Here is a 21,835-nt window from a genome sequence, read left to right as displayed (position 1 = left end):
CCCTTCAGGGGAACGGGTGCGGGTGCAGCGGCAGTTCGTCGTGGCGCAGGGGCTGCCGGGTGCGGCCGAGCCGGTGCGGGACCTCCAGCAGGCGCGGCAGTCCGCGGGTGCGGCGGTTGACGTGGCCGAAGGTCATCGGCAGGGTGCCGGGGACGACGACCTTGGCGCAGTGCAGGCCGAGCCGGTCGCGGACGCCGGGTTCGTCCTGGGTGACGACCAGGACCTCCAGGCCTTCGCCGGCGAGCCGGGCGACCGTGTACTCCAGCAGCTCGGTCAGGTCGGTGACGGGGGCGGGGGTGCCGGGCAGGCGCTGCTGCCAGGGCACCGGGGGCGGGCCGGCGAAGAGGAAGTCCAGCCGGCCCTGCGCCTCGGGCAGGGCGTTGAGGCCGACGTGGTCCTCCAGGCTGACGACCAGGTCGGGTTGTTCCAGCATCGGCCGCAGGCGCTGCGGGTCGCGCGGGCCGCCGGGGGCGGTGGAGCGGTGCGGGGCTTCCTGGACGTTGGTGACCACCTCGGCGACGGCGGAGCGGATCGCCGTCAGGGGGTCGTGGTGGGCGCCGGCGGCGAGGAGGGTGCGGGGGGCGTCGGGGTGGCCGCCGCGGTGGCGGCAGAGGGCGATCACGGCGGGGATGCCGAGGTCGTTGGTGGCATCGAGCAGGGTGAGCCGGTAGCCGAACAGGCGGGCGCGCTCGGCGAGTTCGGCGACCTGCGGGTCCTCGGTGGGGACGGTGAGGCCGGGCAGCGGGGTGCGCGCGTACCAGGCCATCAGGAAGGCGTCGCGCTCGGCGACCTCGAACAGACCGTAGAGCGCGGCCTCCTGGGGGCTGTTGCCGAGCCCGCAGCCGTTGGAGGACTCGTAGACCACCCGGGGGTGGTCGCGGTCCGGCACGTCCCAGTAGGCGACGTGTTCGGGGACGGCGACCGGGCGGCGGTGGGTGAGCGACCAGCCGTGGACCCAGTCGAGTTCCAGGTCCGGGGTGTACGGGACGGTGGCGGCGGCGGGGTGCCCGTGGTGGGCGGGGTCGGGCAGGCCGAGCCGGGCGGGGTCGAGGACCGCGCCGGGGCCCGAGGCGCGTTCCAGCGCGGCGTAGGAGGCCCGCAGGACGGTGCGGCGCCCGAGCGGGCGCATCCCGGCGAAGCGCTCCACGGCCTCGAACAGTGCCACCCGCTCGCTGGAGCGGAAGTCCGCGGCCCGCCCGTACCCGCCGTCGTCGAGCGCACGGCCGTCGGTCACCCAGGCGGAGGTGAGGGCGAAGGCCGAGTCCTCGGTGCGGAACAGCCGGCGGACCGGGCCGAACCGCTCGTCGTACAGCTCGGCCCGCAACTGCGCTGCTTCCGTACGGTCGTTGGGGCCGCGCAGGACGGCCGGGTCGGGCAGCGGGCGGGGGGTGGCGGGCAGCCGGGCCGCTTCGGGCGTGTCGGCGGGCAGCGGGTGGCAGACCGGGCAGCCGCCGACGGGACGGACCCGGTGGGTGGACCAGGTGGCGCGGGCACCGTTCACGACGTGGACGACGGCTCCGGACGGGGCGGGTACGGGTTCGGCCGCGGCCGAGTCCGTTGCAGCTTCCGCCAGTTCGGCTGCGAGGGCGGCGACCGCCTCCTCGAAGGCCGGGGTACCGGTGCCGGCGAGCGCCAGCTCCGGGCTCTGCCAGGGCACCCGGCCGCCGGCGGTGGCGAGCCGCTGGTACTCGGTGCAGGCGAGGCAGGCGGGCGCGCCGGGGTGCAGGACGGGGCCGACCAGGGTCAGGGCGCCGTCCTCGCGCACCGGCACCAGCCGGACCGGGTGGGCCAGGGCGTGGCGGCTGAGCCGGGCGGCCAGGCCGAGGGTCCACTCGGTGAGGTGGACGACGGCGGTGCCGGTGGTGGTGGCGAGGACCTGCTCCGGGGTGAGGACGGGGAGCGCACTCATCGGCGGCCTCCGGTGGTGACGAGGGCCGTGAAGCCGCAGCCGTCCAGGGCGTTGGCGAGCTGACGGGCGGCAGCGGTGGCGACGGCGGTGGGCCGCCAGGGGGTGGTGCGCAGGCCGGTCAGCCGGCCCAGGGCGGCGCGCAGGTCCGCTTCGCGCTCGGCGATACCGGCGAGCCAGCGGTCCGTCGAGCCCTCGTCCGTCCAGGCGGCCGGGCGGCGTCCGGCCGCGGCGAGGGGGGCGGCCGAGCCGTGGAGGGCGGTGTGGTGGGTGGCGGCGAGGCCGTGCTCGCGGGCCAGCAGCCGGGTGAGGGCGACCAGGGCGGCGTGGGCGACCGCGTCGGCGGGGGTGGCCTCGACCGCGCGGGCCCCCTCGACGGAGGCCATGAACACTTCTGTGACGCCGAATTGACTGATCGTCAGTTCCGGTGGGCGGCCGAGCTGCCGGGCCAGGACGCCGCACCAGTGCGCGGCCTGCGGGTGCTCCTGCCAGGCCGCCTCGGCCACGGCCCGTCCTCGCGGCGCCGCCTGGGTGAGGACCGCCCGGCGCAGGGCCCGACCGAGGGCGTGGTCCCGGTCGGCGCCGACCGTCACCTCGGCTCCCCCGGCCGCGGCTCCCCCGGCCGCGGCTCCCCCGGCCGCGGCGGCCAGGTGGAGTTCGGCGGAGCGGCAGGCGGCGGCCAGCCGGGCCAGGTCCGTCCGGACCGCGCCCGCGACCAGCAGGCCCGACGGCGTGCCGCAGGAGACCAGGGCGGCGGGCAGCTGCGGCAGGGCGCCGGGGGCGGGTGCGTCGAGGACGCCCAGCCGGGGATCGCCGAGCGCCGTCACCCGGCGCAGCGCCTCGGCAAGGTCCTCGGGCGGCTGGTCGGCGCCGCCGGGGCCGGCGGCCCACGGGTGGTGCTCGGCGCGCGGCGGGCGTGCCTCGGCGATCAGGACGGCGGGGCGGCCGGCGAGCAGCCGCGGGTCGTCGGCCGGATCGCCCGGGTCCGGCAGGCCTCCGAGGGCGCAGAGCAGCCGCTGGGCGGCTGCGGCGGCGAGCAGGGCGGGGAGGGCGCCCGGCCCGGCCCCGGAGGCGCTGCCCAGCCGGGCCGCCAAGGCGACGGCGTCCTCGCGGGTCCGGGCCGGGTCGGCGGGCTCGGTGACGAACCCGCCGTCCGCACCGCACTGCACCGCGACCGCGACCGCCGCCGCGACCGGCGGCTCTCCGGCCGAGGCGACCACCCGCCCGGCGGGCAGCGCGGGGTCGGCGACCACCACCGGTGCGGCCGTGCCGCCTCGGGCGAGGGCTCGGGCCACCGCGGCGGCCAACGGGCCGTCCGGGTCGGCGGCCGCCACCACCGGGCGGACGGCCGCGAGGGCCGCCGCCGTGTCGCCGGGCGCCTGCGCCACCGAGCCGGGCCAGGGCGGCAGCCGGTCGCCGTCCGGGTGGTCCACGATCAGGTCGTGCTCGCGCAGCCGGGCTGTGACGGTGGCCAGGGCCGCCGCCACCTTCGGCTCGGTGACGGGCAGCGTCGCGGAATCGGGGCCAGTGGTGGTGCTCGGGGCGAGCCGGGCGGCGAGCAGCTTCCACAGCGCGGGGAGCGCCCGGCTGCCCTCCAGGGTCAGGCTGGTGCCGCGCCCGCGCAGGTGCAGCCCGTCCCGCAGCGGGGTCGCCGCCACCCCGGGGCGTAGATGCGGCCGTACAGCACCGGACCCGACCTCCGCCTCCGCCTCCGCGGCCGGCTCGGCAGCGGTCACGCGGCGCCCTCCACCACGGCGATGACCTCGTCCACCCGGTCCTGCCACCGGTGCCCGGTGAGGGCGGGCACGCTGCGGACCACCAGGTGGGCGGCCAGGTAGCGCTCCACCGGTCGGACGTCGCAGATCGCGAGCAGCCGGTAGAGGCCGTTGGTGCAGGCCCGGTAGATCAGGTAGTCCGGGCGGGTCCACATCGTGCCGTCCGGGTCGGAGCGGTGCAGCAGCTGGTGGAACTCGCTGTAGCGGGTGCGCAGTTCGGCGTTCCAGCGCTCGGCGGTGGTCCGGTCGCCGAGGGCGGCCGCGCGTTCCCGGTACTCGTCCCGGCTGCCGCTCAGGTCGGCCCCGGCTGCCAGCCGTCGCTCGGCCAGGCCCCAGGCCGTCGCCGACCAGTGCGCCCAGTCCCGTTCCCAGCCCTGCGCGCCGCCGTCGGTGATCCGGGCCACCAGGGCCGTGACCGTGTCGCCGACCCGCTTCCAGCGCTGCTCGAAGGCCGCCCGCAGACGGCCGTCCGGGTCCTCGTGGACCAGGAAGTCCTCCAGGTGGGAGACCATCGAGTAGTGCCCGCCGACCAGCCCTTCGGGGTGCGCGGTGGCGTGCGCGGCGAGCACCGCCACCACCAGCTGCACCCGCGCCTCGGGGGCGTCGCCGTGTGCGCCGAGGAAGTCGCACCCCGAGCCGAGAGCCGGGAGCCCCAGGCGCAGCAACTCGTCGCGCAGATCGGCGGATTCGGCCCCGAGCAGGGCCCGCAGGGACTGTTCGGCGGCCGGGTCCACGGGCTCCACCCGGACGGTGTTGTCCGGCACCAGCGGCCCGTACGGCGGGGCGATCAGCTCGACCCGCCCGGCGACGGCGGCCTCGGCCAGCAGCTGTTCGTCGGTCCGGTCCGCGACGGACGGGTGCTCCGCCACCCAGGCCCGGAACTGCTCGGCGGCCTGCTCGGCCGCGACAGCCACCCGCGCGGAGGGGCCGCGCAGCCGCAGCCGCAGGTGCGGCCCGTACCGCCAGTGCCGCTCGACGTGCGCCTCCAGCCCCTCGGCCGCCGCCCGGCGGGCCTGCGGCAGCACGGCTTCGCGCAGCGCGCGGGCCTTGACCGGCTGGTAGTAGGTCAGGACCACATCGCAGGCGGTCACGGCCTCCGGGCCGTCGGCCGGGTCACTCATCGGGCGTCTCCTCGGAGGGTGCAGCGGCGGAACGGGCGAGAGTGGAACGGGCGGCCTCGGAACCGGCAGCCGCGGAACCGGCAGCCGCGGAACGGGCAGGAGCAGGACGGGAGCAGCCGGGGCGGTACGTCTCCACCACCGACTCGACCGCCCGCACCGGCACCGCCGCCCCCGCGACGGCCGGCAGCGCCTCCTCCAGCAGGACGCCGTTCGGGTACCGGGTGAGCCACTTGGCGAGGTGGTGCAGGTGCAACGGGTTGCCGAGGTCGACGGGTTGGGGCTTGGGGGCGCGCAGGTGGGCCACGAAGGCGTCGGCGGGGGTGCCCGTGGTGGTGGCGCCCGGCACCGGGTGGAGGAAGAGCTGTTCGGGGAGGCCGAGCAGGGCGCGCCAGCGCGCGGCTGCGGCCGCCGGGACTCCCTCGGGCCCGGGGTCGGCGGCGAGGTCGGCGCGCAGGGCGTCGAGGACGCCGGCCGGCAGGTGCCAGCGGCGGCGGGCGAGGACGACGTGGCGGTGGCGCAGGCGCGGGGTGCGGGTGACGGTGCCACCGGGTGCGGTGACGGCGGTGCGGGGCAGGACGGGCCGGAAGTCGACCACGCCGTTGGGGTGGTCGGCGAGCAGCGGGGCCAGCCGCTGGGGCAGCATCAGCGGGGCGAGGAAGCCCAGGTAGAGGACGTCCAGCAGCTCGCCGGTGTCGCGCAGCCGGAAGCGGAGCTGGTCGGTGGCGAGGTCGTGGACGAGGTCGAGGTCGGCTTCGGCGAGGCTGGTCCAGCGCCGGTCGGGGCCGATCTCGTCGGCGAGCAGCAGGGGGTGGAGGTTGGCGTTGAAGCCGCCGACCGGCCGGATCTGGGCGGCGCGGGCGCCCTCGCCCAGACCGCGCCGGATCTGCCGGGCGACGTCGGCGGCGGCCTGCGGTGTGGTGGCGTCGAGGAAGCGGCTGGTGAAGCGCCCCCAGCCGCCGTAGACGTGGTTGACGCACAACAGGCCGTCGGCAGCGTCGTGTTGGACGAACCAGGCGTAGCTGAGCGGGCGGGCGGCGGTCCAGTCGGGCAGCCTGGCGGCAAGGGCGCGGACCCGCTCGGCGGGGAGCACGAGTTCCCCGCCGGTCTCCGGCAGGGCGGCGAACTCCGTTCGCAGCAGGCTGAGTTCGTCCGGCATGGCAGTGTCGGCCCAGGCGTCGGCGATCTCGGCACCGAACTCCCAGGGGGTGGCGCACACTCCGCCGATGCCGTAGCGGGCGACGAAGCGGTCGCGGGCGGCCCGGCGCATCAGGTGGCCGTGGTCGAACAGCTCGGCCAGTGCGGTGAGTTCGGCGAGTGCGGTGCGGTCGGCCGCGCTCGGCCGGGGTTGCGGCGGTGCGGCGGCGTGGACGTCTTCGCTGAGGACGGTGAGCGGTGCGGCGTCGGCCGGGACGGGCCGGCCCGCGTCGGCCAGCAGCCGGCGCCAGGTGTCGGCGAGGGAGGCCAGCAGCGCGGGGCGGCGTTCACCCGGCTCCTCCGCCAACTGCTGGGTGAATGTGTTGAGTCGGCCGATCAGGGTGACGAGGCGGGCGTCCTCCGGCCACTGGCGCAGCCAGGCGGCGAGGCTTCGCAGCGGCTGCCGGTCCTGCGGGTCGACCGGGTCGGTGGCCACCAGAAGCCGGGCGGCGAGCAGTTGGCCGACGAAGCGGTGCACCGCCGGGTCGTCGTCCGGGCGGCCGAGGGCGGTGGCGAGGCGGGCGGCGAGCCGGTCCGGGGTGTCCGGGGTGGCGGCGAGCTCGGCGAGCAGGGCCAGTTCGGGCCGCGCCGCCAGCTCGACCTCCTCCTCGCGGGTGACCAGGTAGCGACCGCCGGCGAAGACCACTTCGCTGCGCGCGTAGTGGGCGCGGCCGTCGGCGACGCGGGCGGCGCTGGCCATCCGGTGCGGCAGGGTACGGCTGCGCCGGGGGTCGTCGAGCAGGGCCTGGACGAGCGCGGCGACCAGCGTCCGGTTCTCTCGGACGACGGCGACCGCGCGCAGGGGCCCTGACTCCCCCGCCGGCTCGTCCGTCGGCTCGTCCGTCGGTTGGTCCGCCGAGTCCGCCGGGTGCCAGCCGACCGAGGTGAACCAGGAGAGCGGGCTGGTCTTGGCGGTGGCCCGCAGGGCGTGGCGCAGGACGGCGGCCTCCTCCTTGCGGGCCCGGCCGGACCGCTCCCCCGCCGTACCGGTGTCGTGCGCCGCGCGGGCGACCGCGCGCAGCAGGTCGGCGCTGGTGAGGGCGACGGCACGGGCGAAGGCGGGTTCGCGGCAGAGGCCGGCCAGGGCGGCGCGTTCGGCGGCGAGCGCGGGCGGGAGGGTGTCGGCGAGCGCGGCGAGCACCCGGGTGCGCCGCTGCCGCAGCTCCAGCCAGGCGGCGAGGTTCGGGACGCGCTGCGGCAGGTCGGCGAGCCGGTCGAGCAGCGCGGCGCGGGGCGGGCGCCCGTTGTGCAGGTCGCGGCGGAGCGGGAGCACGACCCGGCGGTGGAACTCCTCGTCGTGCCCGGCGCGGCTGGCGTAGAGGTCGTCGCAGAGGGCGGGCCGCAGGGCCGTGTCCGCGGCCTCGACGGCACCGAGTTCGGCCAGCAGGCTCCGGACCGTCGCCGAGGCGGCGGACTGCGCGGGCCGGGCGAGCACGGTGGCGCGCACGAGCGCGTGGCGCGCGGTGAACGCTGCCGGCCCGGGCTCGGCCGCAACCGGCCCGGGCTCGGACGTCGGCTCTTCCCGAGCCCTGATCGGGGACGGGTCCGGGTACAGGACTCGCGGCAGGGCACGGTTCGGCATGGTCGTTCCCTCCGACGGGGCCTGGGACCTGGCTGGCTTGCTGGCTTGCTGGCTTGCTGATGGACGGGATGACCCGGCGCGTCCGCGCGGACGCGCCGGGTCATCGGTGCTGGTGCGTCAGTGCCGGTACGTCGATTCCGGCACGTCACCGCCTACTTCAGTAGGGGTACACCGGCGGGTACGGCGTCGCGCAGGACGACGATCCGCAGGAGGACGAGCTGGGGGCGCCGGAGGCACCGGTCTCCGGCAGCGCGACGGTGTCGCGCAGCGCGGTGACGGTCAGCTCACCCAGGTCGAGGCCGTCAAGGGCGAGGATCGCATCGAGCGCGAGCTCGCTCTGGGCGTGGTCGGACACGGTGGTCTCCCGAGTTCTCGGACGGGAATTGCCGGACAGGATTTGCCCGACGCGGTGTCGTTACGTGCTCCCTGACGAGACGTCAGCCGATGGTGTCGACCATCACCTGCGGCTGCGCACAGGAGGACGAGGCCTGGCAGGAGCAGGAGCCCCAGGAGGCGCCGTTCTCCGGCAGCGCGACGGTGTCGCGCAGGGAGGTGACGGTCAGCTCGCTGAGGTCGAGGTCCTGGAGGTCGAGACCGGTCGTGGCGGCGGTACGGGACATGTCGGACATGGCGAACTCCCTTTGACGTGACAGGCGTTCCGGACGATCCGGGACGCGTCTGCGAAGCGGGTGTTGCGGGATGTGCCGGGCTCCCCCGTGGGCGCGCCTGACGCGGGTCACTCGGACCCCGGCGTCGCGCCGCCCTTCGGTGATTCTAGGCCGCGGGCAACCGCCGGCGGCATGGGCCGGACGGACATTGGCCGATTGTCCGCGTTCCGGCGGCGAATCGCCGTCGTTCGTCCAGCGACACGCGGGCGATCCGCCACAGACGTCCTGATTTCACCCCGGTCACCAGTTGCCCTTCCCAGTTGAACACTCCATCTGCATACGGAACTTGACGGAACGTCAGCTCCCGGGTGCGGCCGGGCCGCACCCGGGTTCGGCGGAGGCTCCTCAGCGCAGCGGCAGCAGCCCCGGCACCGGTCCCCCGCGTCGCGAGAGGCGGCGGAGGAAAGTGGTGACGCCGGGTGTTCCGACCGCCCACGCGCGTGCCTCGACGTCCGGCTGCCGGCCCGGGAGGACCGGTCGGTCCGGCGGGCCGCCGGCTCGGGTGAGCAGCAGGGCCGCCAGGTCCTCGGCGGCCGTCCAGTGGCGCTCGTCGCCGGTGGCGGTCGCGAGGTCGACCAGCAGGTCCCCGACGCCCGCCAGGCCGCAGCAGCGGAAGACCTGGGCGGTCCTCGGTGCGAGCGTGCGGCAGGTGTCGGCCGCCTCGACGGCGAGGGCGAGCAGGTGCTCGTCGTCGTAGCGCAGACCGGCCTGGACCAGCAGGCTGCCGAGTCCGGCCAGCCCCCGGCACCAGGCGAGGTAGCGGCGGGTCGCGCCGGGGCGGCGGGCGGCGTCCACGATCCGGGGCAGGTCGGCGGCGAGGCCGTCGACGATCCGGCGGGCGGTGCGCTGTGACGCCTCGTCGGGCATGGCGAGCAGGAAGTGGGCGACGCCCGCGCGGCCGTGGGCGAAGCCCTCCGCGAGTGCGGCCGTGCCGGGGTTGGGCGGGTCCTCGGGGCCGTCCAGCGGCCCGGTGGTCAGCCGTACGGCGCAGGCGGCGGCTGCCGCGCGGTGCCGGGCGCCGGCCGGGCCGGCCGGCGGGGCGAGGGCCGCGAGCAGCAGGTGCCCGGTGCCGATCCCGGCGGCGCCGGCGATCTGGTCGGCGCCCTCGCCGGTGCCGGGCGGCGCCTCCGGAAGGCGGTGTTCGGGCACCGCCGCCGTTCCGAGGACGGCCGCCGCCTCGGCGAGGAACAGCTCGACGCCGGTACGGCCCTGGTAGAGCGAGCCGTCCAGCCGGTCGAGGGCCGGGTGGGTCGCGGTCCAGCGGGCCAGGTCGGCGGCGGCGGCCCGGGCGTCGGGGCGGTCCGGGTGCTGGAGGAGTTCGAGGCCGAGGCCGGCTCCGCCGTCGTAGAGCGAGAGCAGGGTGCGCGGCCGTTCCGCGCCCGGGCCGGCCGCGACCAGTTCGCGGGCCATCCGTACGCAGGTGGTGACGGTGTGGTCGAGGGCTGCGTCCAGCGGGGCCCGGGCCGGCCGCACCGGTCGGCTCCGCACGAGGCCCGGGCGCTCCACCGGGCGCTCCACCGGGTCCTGGTCCGCATGCGGCCCCCGGCCCCGGTCCGGGAGCGGACCACCGCCCCGCAGGCGGGCGGCCGCGGCGCGGCGCTCCGCCGGGTCGAAGCTCAGCAGCCCCTCGACCAGGTCCGCCATCCGCTGTCCGGCCGCCGGGAGGGCGGCGCGCAGGCAGGCCAGGGTCCGGTCGCGGCCGGTCGCCGGGTCCGGGTCGATCACCACGGGGTCGAGGCCGGTGAGGGCGTAGTGCAGGGTGGTCCCGAGCGCGTAGTAGTCCTCGGTGGGGTCCTCGCCGCCGGCGTCCGGCAGGCCGTAGCCGGCGGTGGCCCCGGGCGGGCGCTCGCCCGCCAGCGCGCTCACCCCGAAGTCGACCAGCGCGGCGCGGCCGTCCTGGTCGAGCACGACGTTCGCGGGCTTGAGATCGCACACCACCACGCCGCGCGCGTGCACCGCGTCCAGGATCCGCAGCAGCCCGCGCGCCAGCTCCCACCCGTCCTGCCCCTCCGCAGCCGCAGCTCCGACCGCCGGGTACGGTCCGGAGGTCAGCACGGTCCGTCTCAGGTCGCGATGCCCGCAGGCGCCGCTGACCAGGTACTCCTCGCTGCCGTGCCGGAAGTAGTCGACCAGCGGCGGCACGCCGGGGACGCCGGCCAGCGCGGCGAGCACCCGGCGTTCGTGCCGCAGCCGACCGCGCGCGTCGGTGCCGGTGCCGTCCTCGGCGACGAAGGCCCGGGCCTGTTTGACCACCACCTCGCGCCCGGTGGCGAGCTCGACCGCGCGGTAGACGTGGCCGCTCGGCGCGCGGGTGATGCCGGCGGTGATCCGGTAGCGCCCGTCGCCGACCCGGGTGGTCGCGGTTCGGACGGCGGCGCCGTGCGCCGTGAACGGGTCGTCCGCCCACGGGGGTTGGCGGTAGCGGGCCTCGGCCAGGCCCGGGAAGACCGTGCCGTCGGGGCCGGTCATTCCCCGCTCGGCCTCGTCCTCCGTCACCCGGAACGGCCCGTAGCGGTAGTGCACCGGGGCCTCCGGTCGGATCCGGCGGTCGCTCACCACGCCGGGGCCGGCCCATCCGGTCAGTGCCTGTGCCAACTCCAGGCCCAGTGCGCGGAGTTCGTCCGGCCTCGGGTAGACCGTGACGGCCTTTCCCACGGCGGCGGCGCCGTGCCGGCCGCTGTTGAGCTCCTGCAGCACCGCGGCGCTGCGCGCGAACTTGAAGTCGCAGGTGCGGCGCAGCAGGATCGGGACCACGACGTCCAGCAGCCCGGCCAGGTCGCCGGGGCGGGTCGACACGTGCAGTTTCCAGCCGTGCGCCAGGGCCGGCATCCGCGGGTCCTGGTGGTACCACCACTGCCCGTCGGTGCGCAGTGGCCGGGGCGGGCCGGGCTCTGCGGCGGTCAGCGCCTCGACGCGGCGTCGAAGTGCCTCGGCGGAGCCGGGGTCGGGTCGTGTGCTCAAGGGGCCCTCCCCCGGGTCCGCTTCCTACGTCTTCCTGCCTACGAGCCGTCCTGGATCAGGCCGATCCCGGACGATCCGGCCCATCGGGCTGATCAGGCGTTGAACTCGCAGGGGAAGCGGGTCGGGACGTAGGTGACCCACGGGTCGGCGAGACAGGCGACGGGCGCGAGGTCCGCGTCGAACTCGTCCTCGAACACGATCGTGTCCTCGTCGATGTCCAGCAGTCCGGCGTCGCGGATGTCGGCTACCAGTGCGCTCATGGGGTTTCCTCCCAGTGATTCCGGTCGTTGGGTCCTGCGGTTGGCCGCTCATGCTGCCAGGCCCGACCTGCCCGCGACAGGACTCTGACGGATCTTCGAACCCGTCTACGACAGGAGGGTGGTTCCGTTTGTGGACGCCTTCTCCGCACGCCCTCACATACCGCCGGACCCCGCCATCACCACCGGCCCCTCCGGGCGTGTCCGACGATCCCGCCGGGCGCGCGAATTGTCAGACGCCCCGCAGACGGCGCTCCCGCAGTCGGCGCGCCCGCAGGTACTCGCGGCCGAGCAGCCGCAGGGCGGCGGGCTTGGACGGGCTCGCCGAGCGGCGGAGCAGGGCGCCCAGGTCGGCGCGGGCGGCGGCGCTGGTGAGTTCGTCCACGCCGACCATGCACCGCACCATCGGCCGGTGGACGGCGGGTACCAGGTCGACGACGGCCCCGGCCTCGGCGAGGGTGCGGTCGACCAGGTCGAGCTGCGCACCGAGCAGTGCCCGTACGGCGGGCAGGTCGCGGGCCTGTTCCAGGTCGGCCCGGGTGAGGCCGTGCGTAGTGAGCGTCTGCTCGGGGATGGTCAGCCGGCCGTCCGCCAGGTCCTCGGCGAGGTCGTTGACGAAGTCGAGCCGCTGGCTGGCGTCGATGAAGGTGCGGCAGCCGGCCCGGTAGGCGCTCTGGTCGCCGTCGGGGCCGAGCAGCGCGGCGACGACCATGAAGCCGGGCAGTGAGTAGCCGTCGACGTAGGCCTGGTAGTCCTGCTCGGTGGCGAAGCCGGTGAAGTCGAGGTCGGCCTCCGCCGCGGCGAGGAAGTCCAGGACCCGGTCCCGCAGGACGGGGTGCGCGTGGACGCTGTTCAGCAGGGGGCGCAGCTCGGGATCGTCGGTGCGGTCGGCGGCCAGGCTCTCGGTGACCTGCCGCTGCCAGCGGGTGGCGGCGGCCCGGCGCTGCGCGAGGGGGCCGCTGTCGAGCAGGGTGTCGGTGCGGTGCATGAAGGCGGCCGCGGCGATCACGTGCGGGGCGGTCCGGTCGGGCAGCAGCAGGGCCGCGGCGAGCGTGACCTCGCGCTTGTAGCGGGTGACCTGCTGCCGTTGCCGGCCGTAGTCGGCCCGCAGTGTCGGGTCCTGCACGCCGGCCGCGTCCAGCGCCCGCTCCCACCTGCTCACTCGCTTCACCCAATCATCTGTTCGATTGGTGTCGAGCGTAGTCGGTGGGAGCCGGACGCTCCGCTTGAGCCCCCCGCCGCCGGGGGCGCTCCGAGCGGGAAGGTCAGCCCCGAGCGGGGACGGTCAGCGCTGGCGGATCGTGGAGAACCCGCAGGCCGGCGTGCAGAGGGTGACGATGCCGCTGTAGCGGTAGGTGGTGCGGCCCTTGGTGACGCTGTGGACGGTGTGCTTCTCCCGCAGGTTCATCTCCCGGCAGCGCGGGCAGGCGGCGCCGACCGGCGTGCCCCAGGGGCGGTTCGGGTTCAGCTTGGTGTACGAGACCGCCATCAGGACGAGGGCGAGGCCGGCACCGCCGAAGCCGACGAACCGCCAGGTCCCGTTCGAGGACTCTCGACGGTCGATCATCTCGTCATAGGAGTAGGTGCCACCACCGCCGTGGTTGGACCAGATCCGGCACTCGCTGTTCCGGGTCATGGTCTGGCCGTCACAGGTCGGCGCGGAGTTCGGGTCCGACTTCCCGACCACCAGCGCCAGGAAGAGGCCGACCGCGGCCAGCAGGCCGAGGACGACCACGGCGGTGGTCCGGCTGCGGCCGGTGTGCAGGCGCTTGCGCTCGTTGTACGCCGTATCGATCACAGCCTGGGCCATGTTGCCCCCGTCGACCGCCACCACGTGTCTCCTGTTGTCCGTACGTCCGCACTGCTCGTCGTTCCGAGCCGCAATGCCCCTCGACGAGGGGAGTGCCACGAACCCACCACGATCGACACGCGGCCGCAGCCGACTTGTCAAAGTTTGACCATTCAGTTTTCGGACGCGACCGAGGCCAGGTAGGCGGCCGCCTTCGCCGGGTCGAGGTACCACCGGTCCACGTCTGCCGGGTCGTTGAAGTTGTTGGCGAACCGGTCGGCCACGGCCTGGTACCGGCTCCCCGCGACGAAGAGGTCGAGCACGTGCGGGGGCGGCGGGGCGAGCATGGCGTTGCTCCAGGTGGTGACCGGGCCGGCGATCTCCCAGAAGGTGTCGAAGGCGGCCTGCTGGAAGTCCCGGTCGAAGGGCTTGTCGCCGTGGGCGAGGATCGCCGCCAGATAGACGGCCGCGCACTTGGCGGCGTTGTTGGCGCCCTGGCCGGTGATCGGGTCGTTGGTGACGACCACGTCCGCCACGCCCAACACGGCGACACCGCCCGGCAGTTCGCCGACCGGACGGCGCACCACCGGGGTGAAGCGGCCGGCCAGGGTGGCGCCGGCGTCGGTGAGTTCGACGCCGGCCCGGGCCCGGTCGTACTCCCAAGGGGTGAAGGTCTTCATCAACTCCAGGGTCACCCGCAGGTGTTCGGCCGGGTCGCGCAGCCCGTCGAAGGCGTCCGCCGGCCCGCCCGGCACGGCCTCCCAGAGCAGGATGTCGCAGGGCCCCGACACGGTGAGGGCCGGCACCACGAACAGTTCGCCGATGCCGGGCACCGCGTTGCACCGCACCGCAGGGAAGTCGTGCTCGGGGCGCGGCCCGAGCCCGTGCACGTAGGCGGCGGCCAGCGCGCGCTGCGGGCGGTCGTGCGGCGAGTGCGCGTGGTCGCGCTCGAACAGCGAGCCCAGCGCGCCCTTGCCGGAGGCCACCAGCACCAGGTCGTACGAGCCGGCCAGGTGCTCCACGTCGGCGGCGGTCACCTTGCGCAGCTCCACCCGGCCGCCGCGCCCGGCGAAGGTCTCCAGCCAGGTGGACATCTTCAGCCGCTGGTCGACGGACTGCGCGTAGGCGTCCAGCCGTCCGACCCAGTCGATCACCCGCGCCGCGTCCGGCCCGGTCACCGACAGCCCGACGCCCTCGATCCGGGGCGCCTCCTCGGCCCACAGGTCCAGGCCGAGCTCACGCTCGGTGCGCAGCGCGGAGTCGAACATGCACTGGCTGGACAACACCTTCCCGGCGCGCACCTCCTCCGCGCTGCGGTCCGTCAGCACCGTCACGTCGTAACCGTGGGACTGCAGTCCCAGGGCCAGTTGGAGTCCGGCCTGCCCGGCACCGACGATCAGAACTCTGCGCATCGCCCCTGCTCTCCTGGTGGTGCGTCACGACTCCACAGCCGGACCGCACTTCGCGACTGCCCGGTGGCCTGGATACCAGTCATCGGCGCGCCCGTCCACGGGCCGCACAGCGGACAGCGGAGAGTTCGAGGCCGGGTCGAGCCGGAGGCGGAGCTTCCGCTCACAGCCCGCACCGGCCGCCCCGCTCCGCGATCCCGGCTACCCGCCGGCCACCAGCTTGTCGCCCAACACGCTGCGCCGGTACAGCACTTGACGCCCGTCCCGAGCCCGGGCGAGCAGACCCGCGGCGTACAGGACGCGCAGGTGCTGGGAGACGGCGCTCGGCGTGACCCGCAGCCGGCGGGCGATCTCGACGGTGGCGGTCGGCTCCTCCAGCAGCACCAGCAGCCGGGCCCGCGGCGCACCGAGCAGTGCTGCCAGCGCCTGCGGAGCGGCACCCGACCGGGAGCCGCCCCGCGGCGCGTCACCCGGCGGGGAGTCCCACAGGGTGGCCACGCCCCGGCTCGGGTAGACCAGGCTGGGCGGCTCCTCCGGACTGAGCGGCGGCGCGGGCTTGTGCGCGAACACGGACGGCATCAGCAACAGCCCCCGCCCCGCCGCCGCGACCCGGTGCCGGCTGATCATCCGGTCGACGTGCAGCACGCCTTCCCGCCACCGCAGGTCCGGGTGCATGTCGGCGAACAGCAGCCGGGCGCCGCCGAGCGCGAGCCGCCGGGCCCGGTACGTCATGTCCGCCTCCAGCACCAGCCGCATCCGCGGCCACTCCGGCTCGATCGCCGACCGCCAGTACCGGTGCAGCAGGTCGCAGATGCCGTCGCGCAGTGCGGCGACCGCGGCGTCGTCGCCGTCGACGGCCGCCCGCAGGGCCCCGGGCACCGGATCCGGCGCGTGCGTCAGCACCAGGTCGCGACGGACCAGCTCCGAGGAGGTCCGGCGCACGACGGCCAGCTCCTCCTCGAAGACCGGCGCGAAGCTCGTCGGAACGGGCGTCAGGTGGTCCGGGACGGTACGCCGGCGCGCCACCAGGGCCAGCAGCAGCTCGGTGTCGAGCGCCCCCAGCCGGCCGAGCGCCGACCGGCGCCACGGCAGGTGCAACGCCGCGAGCCCGGGGTCCTGCAGCACCCGCAGGCTCAGCACCGCCTCGTGCAGCGGCGACAGCGCGAACCGGGTGTCCGCGAGGTCCTCGACGCCGAGTTCGAAGCTGATCATGAAGCCCCACGCTACATCGATTGGCGGCGCCCCGCCGATGCCGTGCACTGACGCCATGACACCGACCGACCCGACACCGGCCGCCCCGGCACCGGCGACCACCAAAACCTCACCCACCCCCGTACGGGCGAACCGGTGACCCGCCGCCTGGTCCTGCTCCTCGCCGTCACCTGCGCCGTCGCGGTCGGCAACCTCTACTTCCCGCAGGCCGTCGGCCCGCTGATCGCCGCCGGACTGCACGTGCCGCCGGACGCGGCGACCCTCGTCGTGACCGCCACCCAGCTCGGGTACACCGGCGGGATCGTGCTCCTGGTGCCGCTCGGCGACCGGCTCCCCCACCGCCCGCTCCTGGTCACCCTGCTCTCCCTCACCGGCCTCGCCCTGCTCGCCGCGGGCTGCGCGCCGAACCTGCCCGTCCTGGTCGCGGCGAGCGCCGCCGTCGGCCTGACCACCGTCGCCGCCCAGATCGTCGGCACGCTGGCCGCCAACCTGACCTCCGCCGGCCGCCGGGGCGCGGTGATCGGCGCCCTGCTGAGCGGATCGACCGGCGGAATGCTGCTGGCCCGCACCTTCGGCGGCACCCTCGGCCAGTGGCTGGGCTGGCGGGCCCCGTACCTGGTCGCCGCCGCGCTCACCCTCCTCCTCGCCGCCGTCCTGGCCCGCACCGTCCCGGCCACCGCCGCGACCTCCCGGCAGCCGTACCGGGCCCTGCTCGCCGAACCCCTGCGCCTGCTGCGCACCGAGCCGGAACTGCGCCGCTCCTGCATCTACCAGGCGAGCGTCTTCGCCGGCTTCTCCGCCGTCTGGACCTGCCTGGCCCTGCTGCTCACCGGTCCGCCGTACGACTTGGACGCCCGGGCCGTCGGCCTGCTCGCCCTGGTGGGCGCGGCGACCATGCTCTGCACTCCGTACGCCGGAAGGCTGGTGGACCGGCACGGCCCCGACCCGGTGAACCTGGTCTGCCTGCTCGGCGTCCTCGCCGCGGCCGCCGTCCTCGCGACGGGCAGCCACGGCGGTCCGCTCGGCCTGACCGCCCTGACCCTCGGCACCCTGCTGCTCGACGTGCCGATGCAGTGCGGCATGGTGGCCAACCAGACCCGGGTCGACACGCTCCGGCCGGAAGCCCGCGGCCGCCTCAGGAGCGCCTACATGACCTGCGCCTACCTGGGCGGCAGCACGGGCTCCTGGCTCGGCACCCGGGTCTGGACCCGCACCGGTTGGTGGGGCGTCTGCACCCTCCTGGCCCTCCTCACCATGCTCGCCCTGACCCGCCACCTCACCGCCAGACCCCGCACCGCCCCGAGCACCCCCGAGGACCGTCAGCCGCCGCCCCGGACGAAGGGCCGCACGTCCCCCCACTCCCAGCAGGCCTGACCGGCGTCGACCGCGCCGCCGGGCCGACGCGCGAGGTGCCCGGCCGGGTGGGTCAACCCGTGATCAGGCGGCGGCCGGTGATCTCGTCGGGGCGGATCCGGACCCAGCGGGGGCGGTCGCCGCCGGCCCAGGGGGTGGCGCCGGGGAGGGCGGCCAGGCGTTGCAGTTCCTCGGGGTCGGTCACGTAGTGGGCCTGGCCGAGGACGAGGACGCTCCAGCCGCGCCCGAGGTACTCGTCGATGCGGTCGACCTCGAAGGAGACCGGGGCGGACTCGGCCGGGGCGGCGGCGTGGTGCTCGCCGGTGCGGAAGGCGAAGGACGCCCGGTCGACCACGTAGTTGACGGGCAGGACCACCGGCCCCGGCTCGACCGCCAGGCCGATCCGGCCGATGCCGTGGGTGCCGACGAGCTCCCAGCACTCGGCCTCGGTGAGGTTCTGCAGCCGGGGGTGCGGGCCGGGGCCGCCGTGGCCGGGCGGGGCGTCGGCGCGGCCGGTCAGCAGTTCGTCGCGGCTGCAGCCGAGGGCGGCGGCGATCCGCACGAACCCGCCCGGGTCGAAGTCGGGCCCGGCGTCGAGCAGGTGCCGCAGGTAGCGGGGGGCCATCGCGGCCCGGCGGGCCAGGTCGTCCTCGGTGATGCCCAGCCGGTCGCACCGTTCGGCGATCCGCTGAGCCACGGCGGCGGGGTCGGTGGTGTCGTGCACGGGGTGACTCCTCGGCTTGCCGGGGGCGTTCGGGCCGGGTCCGAGCCGCGTCGGGGCGCAATCCGGTACGGGCCCGTCGAGTTGACCAGGGCGGACCCATCCAAGCGTCCGACCTGCGGCAAGTCGAGCAACGGCCCGGCCCCGTGCGTGTCGGTCGCCGCGTCCCCGTCCCCGCAGCTCAGTGCGGCGGCTCGTCGCCCGGCCCGGTGAGCTCCGCGGCGAGCACGCGAAGGCTCTCGCGCAGCAGCCGCACCAGCGGGTCCTGTTCCCGGCGCGGGTGCCAGAGCAGGGTGACGAAGCGCTCGGCGGTCGGCTCGCCCCGGGTGAGTTCGTGGCCCGCCCGGACGGCGGCGGTGAGCGCGGCCCGGACCAGGCCGAGCGGGCACGGCGGCGGAGACGGCCACGAGCGCCCCGGAGCACGAACGGGCCGTCAGCCGCTAAGGGTCCGTCAAGACTCCCGTGCACACGCCTGTCCCGCTCGCCACCCCGGGCGCATACTGTCCTGCGCGGCTCGCACCGCGCGACAGGGCCACTCCGGTCCCGGCCCGGTTGCGCCGCGACGGGGGAGGTCGAAATCGTGACAGCTGTGGTGATCGTCGCCGTGCTGCTCCTGCTCTGGCTGGTGACCGGCGTGCGGGTGGTCCAGCAGTACGAGCGCGGTGTGGTGTTCCGGCTGGGGCGGGTGAGCGGCCGGGTCCGCGAGCCGGGCGTCACCCTCCTGCTGCCGGTGCTCGACCGGATGCGCAAGGTCAACGTCCAGGTCGTGACCATGCCGGTGCCCGCGCAGGAGGGCATCACCAAGGACAACGTCTCGGTGAGCGTCGACGCGGTGCTCTACTTCCGGGTGATCGACCCGGTCAAGGCCACCGTGGACGTGCAGAACTACGCCTTCGCCATGCTGCAGGTCGCCCAGACCTCGCTGCGCTCGATCATCGGCAAGAGCGAGCTGGACGACCTGCTCTCCGGCCGGGAGAACCTGCACCAGGGCCTGGAGGTCATGCTGGAGAGCCCGGCCACCGGCTGGGGCGTGCACATCGACCGGGTGGAGATCAAGGACGTCAGCCTGCCCGACTCGATGAAGCGCTCGATGGCCCGCCAGGCCGAGGCCGACCGCGAGCGCCGGGCCAGGATCATCACCGCCGACGGCGAGTTCCAGGCCGCCGCCAAGCTCGCCGAGGCGGCCGCAAAGATGAGCGAGACCCCGGCGGCGATGCAGCTGCGGCTGCTGCAGACGGTGGTCGAGGTCGCGGCGGAGAAGAACTCGACGCTGGTGCTGCCGTTCCCGGTGGAGCTGCTGCGCTTCTTCGACGCCTCGACCGCCAGGATCGCCGCCGAAGGCTCTGGCGATGCGGGTGACGCAGCCGTCGAGGCCCCGGCCCAGGGGGCCGCCGTCCCCGCGCAGGCCCCGGCCGACGGGAGCTGAGCCCACCACGCGGCCGGCCGGGACACCCACCCGATCCGGCCGCGTGCCCATAGGTCGTCCCTATGACCCCATAGACCGGAACCGACTACACCACCGCCCCACCTCCGGGTTGGCTGCAAGGGTCCAGACCACCTCCCGCTGCGCCCGACCGGAGGACCGTCCGCCATGACCCGCCCGATCAGAGTCGCGATCGTCGGAGCCGGCCCCGCCGGCATCTACGCCGCCGACGCCCTGCTGAAGTCCGACGCCGCCGGGACCCCCGGTGTCTCGATCGACCTGTTCGAGCGGATGCCCGCCCCGTTCGGCCTGATCCGCTACGGCGTCGCGCCCGACCACCCGCGCATCAAGGGCATCGTGACGGCCCTGCACCAGGTGCTCGACAAGCCGCAGGTCCGCCTGTTCGGCAACGTCGACTACCCGTCCGACCTCGCCCTGGACGACCTGCACCGGTTCTACGACGCCGTGGTGTTCGCCACCGGCGCGACGGCCGACCGCGCGCTCGGCCTGCCCGGCATCGACCTGGACGGCTCGCACGGCGCGGCCGACTTCGTCTCCTGGTACGACGGGCACCCGGACGTGGACCGCGACTGGCCGCTGGAGGCGGAGAAGGTCGCCGTGCTCGGCGTCGGCAACGTCGCGCTGGACGTCGCCCGGATCCTCGCCAAGACCGCCGATGAGCTGCTGCCCACCGAGATCCCGCCGAACGTCCACGCGGGTCTGCGCCGCAACCGGGCCCGCGAGGTGCACGTCTTCGGCCGGCGCGGCCCGGCCCAGGCCAAGTTCAGCCCGATGGAGCTGCGCGAACTGGACCACTCCCCGACCATCGAGGTGGTCGTCGACCCCGAGGACATCGAGTACGACGCCGGTTCGATCGCCGAGCGCCGCGCGGTCAAGCACGTCGACCTGGTCGCGGCGACCCTGGAGAACTGGGCGATCCGCGACGTCGGGGACCGCCCGCACCGGGTCCACCTGCACTTCTTCGAGTCCCCGGTCGAGGTCCTGGGCGCGGACGGCCGGGTGGTCGGGCTGCGCACCGAGCGCACCGAGTACGACGGCACCGGCAACGTGCGCGGCACCGGCCGCTTCACCGACTGGGACGTCCAGGCGGTCTACCGGGCCGTCGGCTACTACTCCGACGAGCTGCCCAAGCTGCCCTTCGACCCGGTCTCGGGCACCGTCCCGCACGCGGCCGGCCGGGTGCTGGACGGCGACGGCTCGCACCGCACCGCGACGTACGTCACCGGCTGGATCAAGCGCGGCCCGGTCGGCCTGATCGGCCACACCAAGGGTGACGCCAACGAGACCGTCGCCTGCCTGCTGGACGACCACGCGGCCGGCCGCCTGCCGGGCGCCGCCGAGCCGGACCCGGCGGCGGTCGAGGAGCACCTGCGCGGACAGGGCGTGCGCTACACCACGTGGGCGGGCTGGCAGCTGCTCGACGCCCGCGAGCGCGCGCTCGGCGAGGCCGAGGGCCGCGAGCGGGTCAAGGTCGTCGAACGCGAGGAGATGCTGCGCCACAGCGGGGCGTGAGCGCGGGCCGCTCCTCCACCGGCAGGGCCGGTCGTCCGCCCGACCGGGGCCGGACAGGCGTCACGGGCGGACGATCGGCAGCAGCACCTCGTCCACGATCTCCGCCGGATCGAGCTGCACCGCCTCCCCGCCGCACATCTTGATCCGGTACAGCATCAGCGCCGGCACCACGTCGGTGACCAGCGGGGTGACGGCCCCCGGGCGGACCTCGCCGCGGGCGGCGCCGCGGTCCAGTACCTCGGCGATCAGCGCGGTCGTCGGCTCGACCACCCGCTCCAGCACGATCGCCACGAAGGCGTGCGCCCGCCGGTGGTCGAGCTCGCTCATGATCGCCCGGACCGCCGCGCCCAGCTCGCTGAACATGGCCGTGCGCAGCCTTTCCACCACCGCCAGCAGGTCCCCCCGCAGGCTGCCGGTGTCGGGGGCCTGGCCGCCCGGCGGCAGGCTGGCCCGCAGCGCGTCCATGACCAGCTCCTCCTTGGAGGGCCAGCGGCGGTAGAGCGCGGCCTTCCCGGTCTGCGCCGCGGCGGCCACGCCCTCCATGGTCAGCCGGGCGTAACCGTCGGTGGTGAGCTGGTGGAGGACGGCCTCGTAGATGGCGCTCTCCAGCGCCTCGCCGCGCCGCCGCAGCGGCGTTGCGGCCACCGGTCCGCGCCCGGTGTCCGTGTCAGCGGTCATGGCTGTGCACCCTCTTCGACTCGCCCTTCCTCGATCACGGCGACGGCGTTCCCCTTCTCGCGCCACCACCTCCGATGTTAGTGAACGAATGCGTTCCGCTTCCAACCGCGCGCCCGCCGCCGAGTTGCGACGGGTGTTCGCCCGGATACGCTTCGAACAGGGGTTCCCACCGCCCGGTCGACGTCACACACCGCGACCGCGCTCCCACCCGGCGGGACGGGCCCGGGACCGTCGCCTCATGCGGACGGGGCGG

17 protein-coding genes are annotated in these 21,835 nt (G+C 75.5%); 3 read left to right on the top strand and 14 right to left on the bottom strand.

Translation table 11 applies throughout. The features are described from left to right. Nucleotides 1–4: 4 nt before the first annotated feature. The 12 genes from CRP52_RS32785 to CRP52_RS32735 form a co-directional block, all read right to left on the bottom strand. Nucleotides 5–1,909 (bottom strand): TOMM precursor leader peptide-binding protein, encoded by a 1,905-nt coding sequence (locus CRP52_RS32785; RefSeq protein ID WP_097239704.1) that lies wholly within the window; start codon nucleotides 1,907–1,909, stop codon nucleotides 5–7. Further along, a complete protein-coding gene (locus CRP52_RS32780; protein WP_097239703.1) occupies nucleotides 1,906–3,642 on the bottom strand; it encodes a hypothetical protein in 1,737 nt (578 codons plus the stop codon). Before CRP52_RS32780 ends, CRP52_RS32785 begins: the two co-directional genes overlap by 4 nt. Then, complete coding sequence (locus tag CRP52_RS32775; RefSeq protein WP_097239702.1) at nucleotides 3,639–4,802, bottom strand: lantibiotic dehydratase C-terminal domain-containing protein; 1,164 nt, start codon at nucleotides 4,800–4,802, stop codon at nucleotides 3,639–3,641. The genes CRP52_RS32780 and CRP52_RS32775 overlap by 4 nt, the downstream gene beginning before the upstream one ends. Beyond that, entirely contained in the window at nucleotides 4,795–7,578 is a 2,784-nt protein-coding gene (locus tag CRP52_RS32770; protein WP_097239701.1) for a lantibiotic dehydratase, read from the bottom strand. The genes CRP52_RS32775 and CRP52_RS32770 overlap by 8 nt, the downstream gene beginning before the upstream one ends. Before the next feature lie 157 nt (nucleotides 7,579–7,735). Next, nucleotides 7,736–7,933 carry a thiazolylpeptide-type bacteriocin gene (locus CRP52_RS32765; RefSeq protein WP_257032972.1) on the bottom strand — a complete coding sequence of 66 codons (198 nt, stop codon included), beginning with the start codon at nucleotides 7,931–7,933 and terminating at the stop codon, nucleotides 7,736–7,738. Nucleotides 7,934–8,015: 82 nt separating this feature from the next. After that, entirely contained in the window at nucleotides 8,016–8,207 is a 192-nt protein-coding gene (locus tag CRP52_RS32760; protein ID WP_257032971.1) for a thiazolylpeptide-type bacteriocin, read from the bottom strand. Between the two features lie 384 nt (nucleotides 8,208–8,591). Next, nucleotides 8,592–11,207, bottom strand: coding sequence for a class IV lanthionine synthetase LanL (lanL, locus tag CRP52_RS32755; RefSeq protein ID WP_218893149.1), 2,616 nt, complete (start codon nucleotides 11,205–11,207; stop codon nucleotides 8,592–8,594). A gap of 92 nt (nucleotides 11,208–11,299) precedes the next feature. After that, complete coding sequence (locus CRP52_RS38635) at nucleotides 11,300–11,467, bottom strand: SflA family class IV lanthipeptide (RefSeq protein ID WP_179853008.1); 168 nt, start codon at nucleotides 11,465–11,467, stop codon at nucleotides 11,300–11,302. A gap of 229 nt (nucleotides 11,468–11,696) precedes the next feature. Further along, complete coding sequence (locus CRP52_RS32750; protein WP_097239699.1) at nucleotides 11,697–12,626, bottom strand: phytoene/squalene synthase family protein; 930 nt, start codon at nucleotides 12,624–12,626, stop codon at nucleotides 11,697–11,699. Nucleotides 12,627–12,749: 123 nt separating this feature from the next. Continuing rightward, a complete protein-coding gene (locus tag CRP52_RS32745) occupies nucleotides 12,750–13,295 on the bottom strand; it encodes a hypothetical protein (protein WP_097239698.1) in 546 nt (181 codons plus the stop codon). Between the two features lie 131 nt (nucleotides 13,296–13,426). Beyond that, nucleotides 13,427–14,665: a styrene monooxygenase/indole monooxygenase family protein gene (locus tag CRP52_RS32740; RefSeq protein ID WP_097239697.1), complete on the bottom strand. Its 1,239-nt coding sequence runs from the start codon at nucleotides 14,663–14,665 to the stop codon at nucleotides 13,427–13,429. Nucleotides 14,666–14,863: 198 nt separating this feature from the next. Next, nucleotides 14,864–15,874 (bottom strand): ArsR family transcriptional regulator, encoded by a 1,011-nt coding sequence (locus CRP52_RS32735; protein WP_097239696.1) that lies wholly within the window; start codon nucleotides 15,872–15,874, stop codon nucleotides 14,864–14,866. A gap of 135 nt (nucleotides 15,875–16,009) precedes the next feature. Between CRP52_RS32735 and CRP52_RS32730 the strand changes: the two genes are divergently transcribed. Continuing rightward, complete coding sequence (locus CRP52_RS32730) at nucleotides 16,010–17,248, top strand: MFS transporter (protein WP_179853007.1); 1,239 nt, start codon at nucleotides 16,010–16,012, stop codon at nucleotides 17,246–17,248. 52 nt (nucleotides 17,249–17,300) lie between these two features. Here CRP52_RS32730 and CRP52_RS32725 read toward each other — a convergent pair whose 3' ends face one another. Next, a complete protein-coding gene (locus tag CRP52_RS32725) occupies nucleotides 17,301–17,951 on the bottom strand; it encodes a helix-turn-helix domain-containing protein (RefSeq protein WP_097239695.1) in 651 nt (216 codons plus the stop codon). A gap of 574 nt (nucleotides 17,952–18,525) precedes the next feature. Here CRP52_RS32725 and CRP52_RS32720 point away from each other — a divergent pair. Then, nucleotides 18,526–19,374, top strand: coding sequence for a slipin family protein (locus CRP52_RS32720; RefSeq protein WP_097240522.1), 849 nt, complete (start codon nucleotides 18,526–18,528; stop codon nucleotides 19,372–19,374). A gap of 165 nt (nucleotides 19,375–19,539) precedes the next feature. Further along, on the top strand, nucleotides 19,540–20,904 hold the full coding sequence (locus tag CRP52_RS32715) for an FAD-dependent oxidoreductase (RefSeq protein WP_097239694.1): 1,365 nt from the start codon (nucleotides 19,540–19,542) through the stop codon (nucleotides 20,902–20,904). 60 nt (nucleotides 20,905–20,964) lie between these two features. Here CRP52_RS32715 and CRP52_RS32710 read toward each other — a convergent pair whose 3' ends face one another. After that, entirely contained in the window at nucleotides 20,965–21,582 is a 618-nt protein-coding gene (locus tag CRP52_RS32710) for a TetR-like C-terminal domain-containing protein (protein ID WP_097239693.1), read from the bottom strand. Nucleotides 21,583–21,835 lie beyond the last annotated feature (253 nt).

Source organism: Streptomyces sp. 1331.2, from assembly GCF_900199205.1.
Taxonomy (GTDB): Bacteria; Actinomycetota; Actinomycetes; order Streptomycetales; family Streptomycetaceae; genus Kitasatospora.
The sequence above is the reverse complement of the archived record's forward strand: the minus strand, read 5'-3'. Positions and strand labels throughout refer to the sequence as shown.

Excerpts from the sequence above, each read along its gene's own strand:
- CRP52_RS32785 (WP_097239704.1), bottom strand. The coding sequence starts at position 1,909 with ATGAGTGCGCTCCCCGTCCTCACCCCGGAGCAGGTCCTCGCCACCACC.
- CRP52_RS32775 (WP_097239702.1), bottom strand. The coding sequence starts at position 4,802 with ATGAGTGACCCGGCCGACGGCCCGGAGGCCGTGACCGCCTGCGATGTG.
- CRP52_RS32770 (WP_097239701.1), bottom strand. The coding sequence starts at position 7,578 with ATGCCGAACCGTGCCCTGCCGCGAGTCCTGTACCCGGACCCGTCCCCG.
- CRP52_RS32760 (WP_257032971.1), bottom strand. The coding sequence starts at position 8,207 with ATGTCCGACATGTCCCGTACCGCCGCCACGACCGGTCTCGACCTCCAG.
- CRP52_RS38635 (WP_179853008.1), bottom strand. The coding sequence starts at position 11,467 with ATGAGCGCACTGGTAGCCGACATCCGCGACGCCGGACTGCTGGACATC.
- CRP52_RS32740 (WP_097239697.1), bottom strand. The coding sequence starts at position 14,665 with ATGCGCAGAGTTCTGATCGTCGGTGCCGGGCAGGCCGGACTCCAACTG.
- CRP52_RS32735 (WP_097239696.1), bottom strand. The coding sequence starts at position 15,874 with ATGATCAGCTTCGAACTCGGCGTCGAGGACCTCGCGGACACCCGGTTC.
- CRP52_RS32715 (WP_097239694.1), top strand. The coding sequence starts at position 19,540 with ATGACCCGCCCGATCAGAGTCGCGATCGTCGGAGCCGGCCCCGCCGGC.
- CRP52_RS32710 (WP_097239693.1), bottom strand. The coding sequence starts at position 21,582 with ATGACCGCTGACACGGACACCGGGCGCGGACCGGTGGCCGCAACGCCG.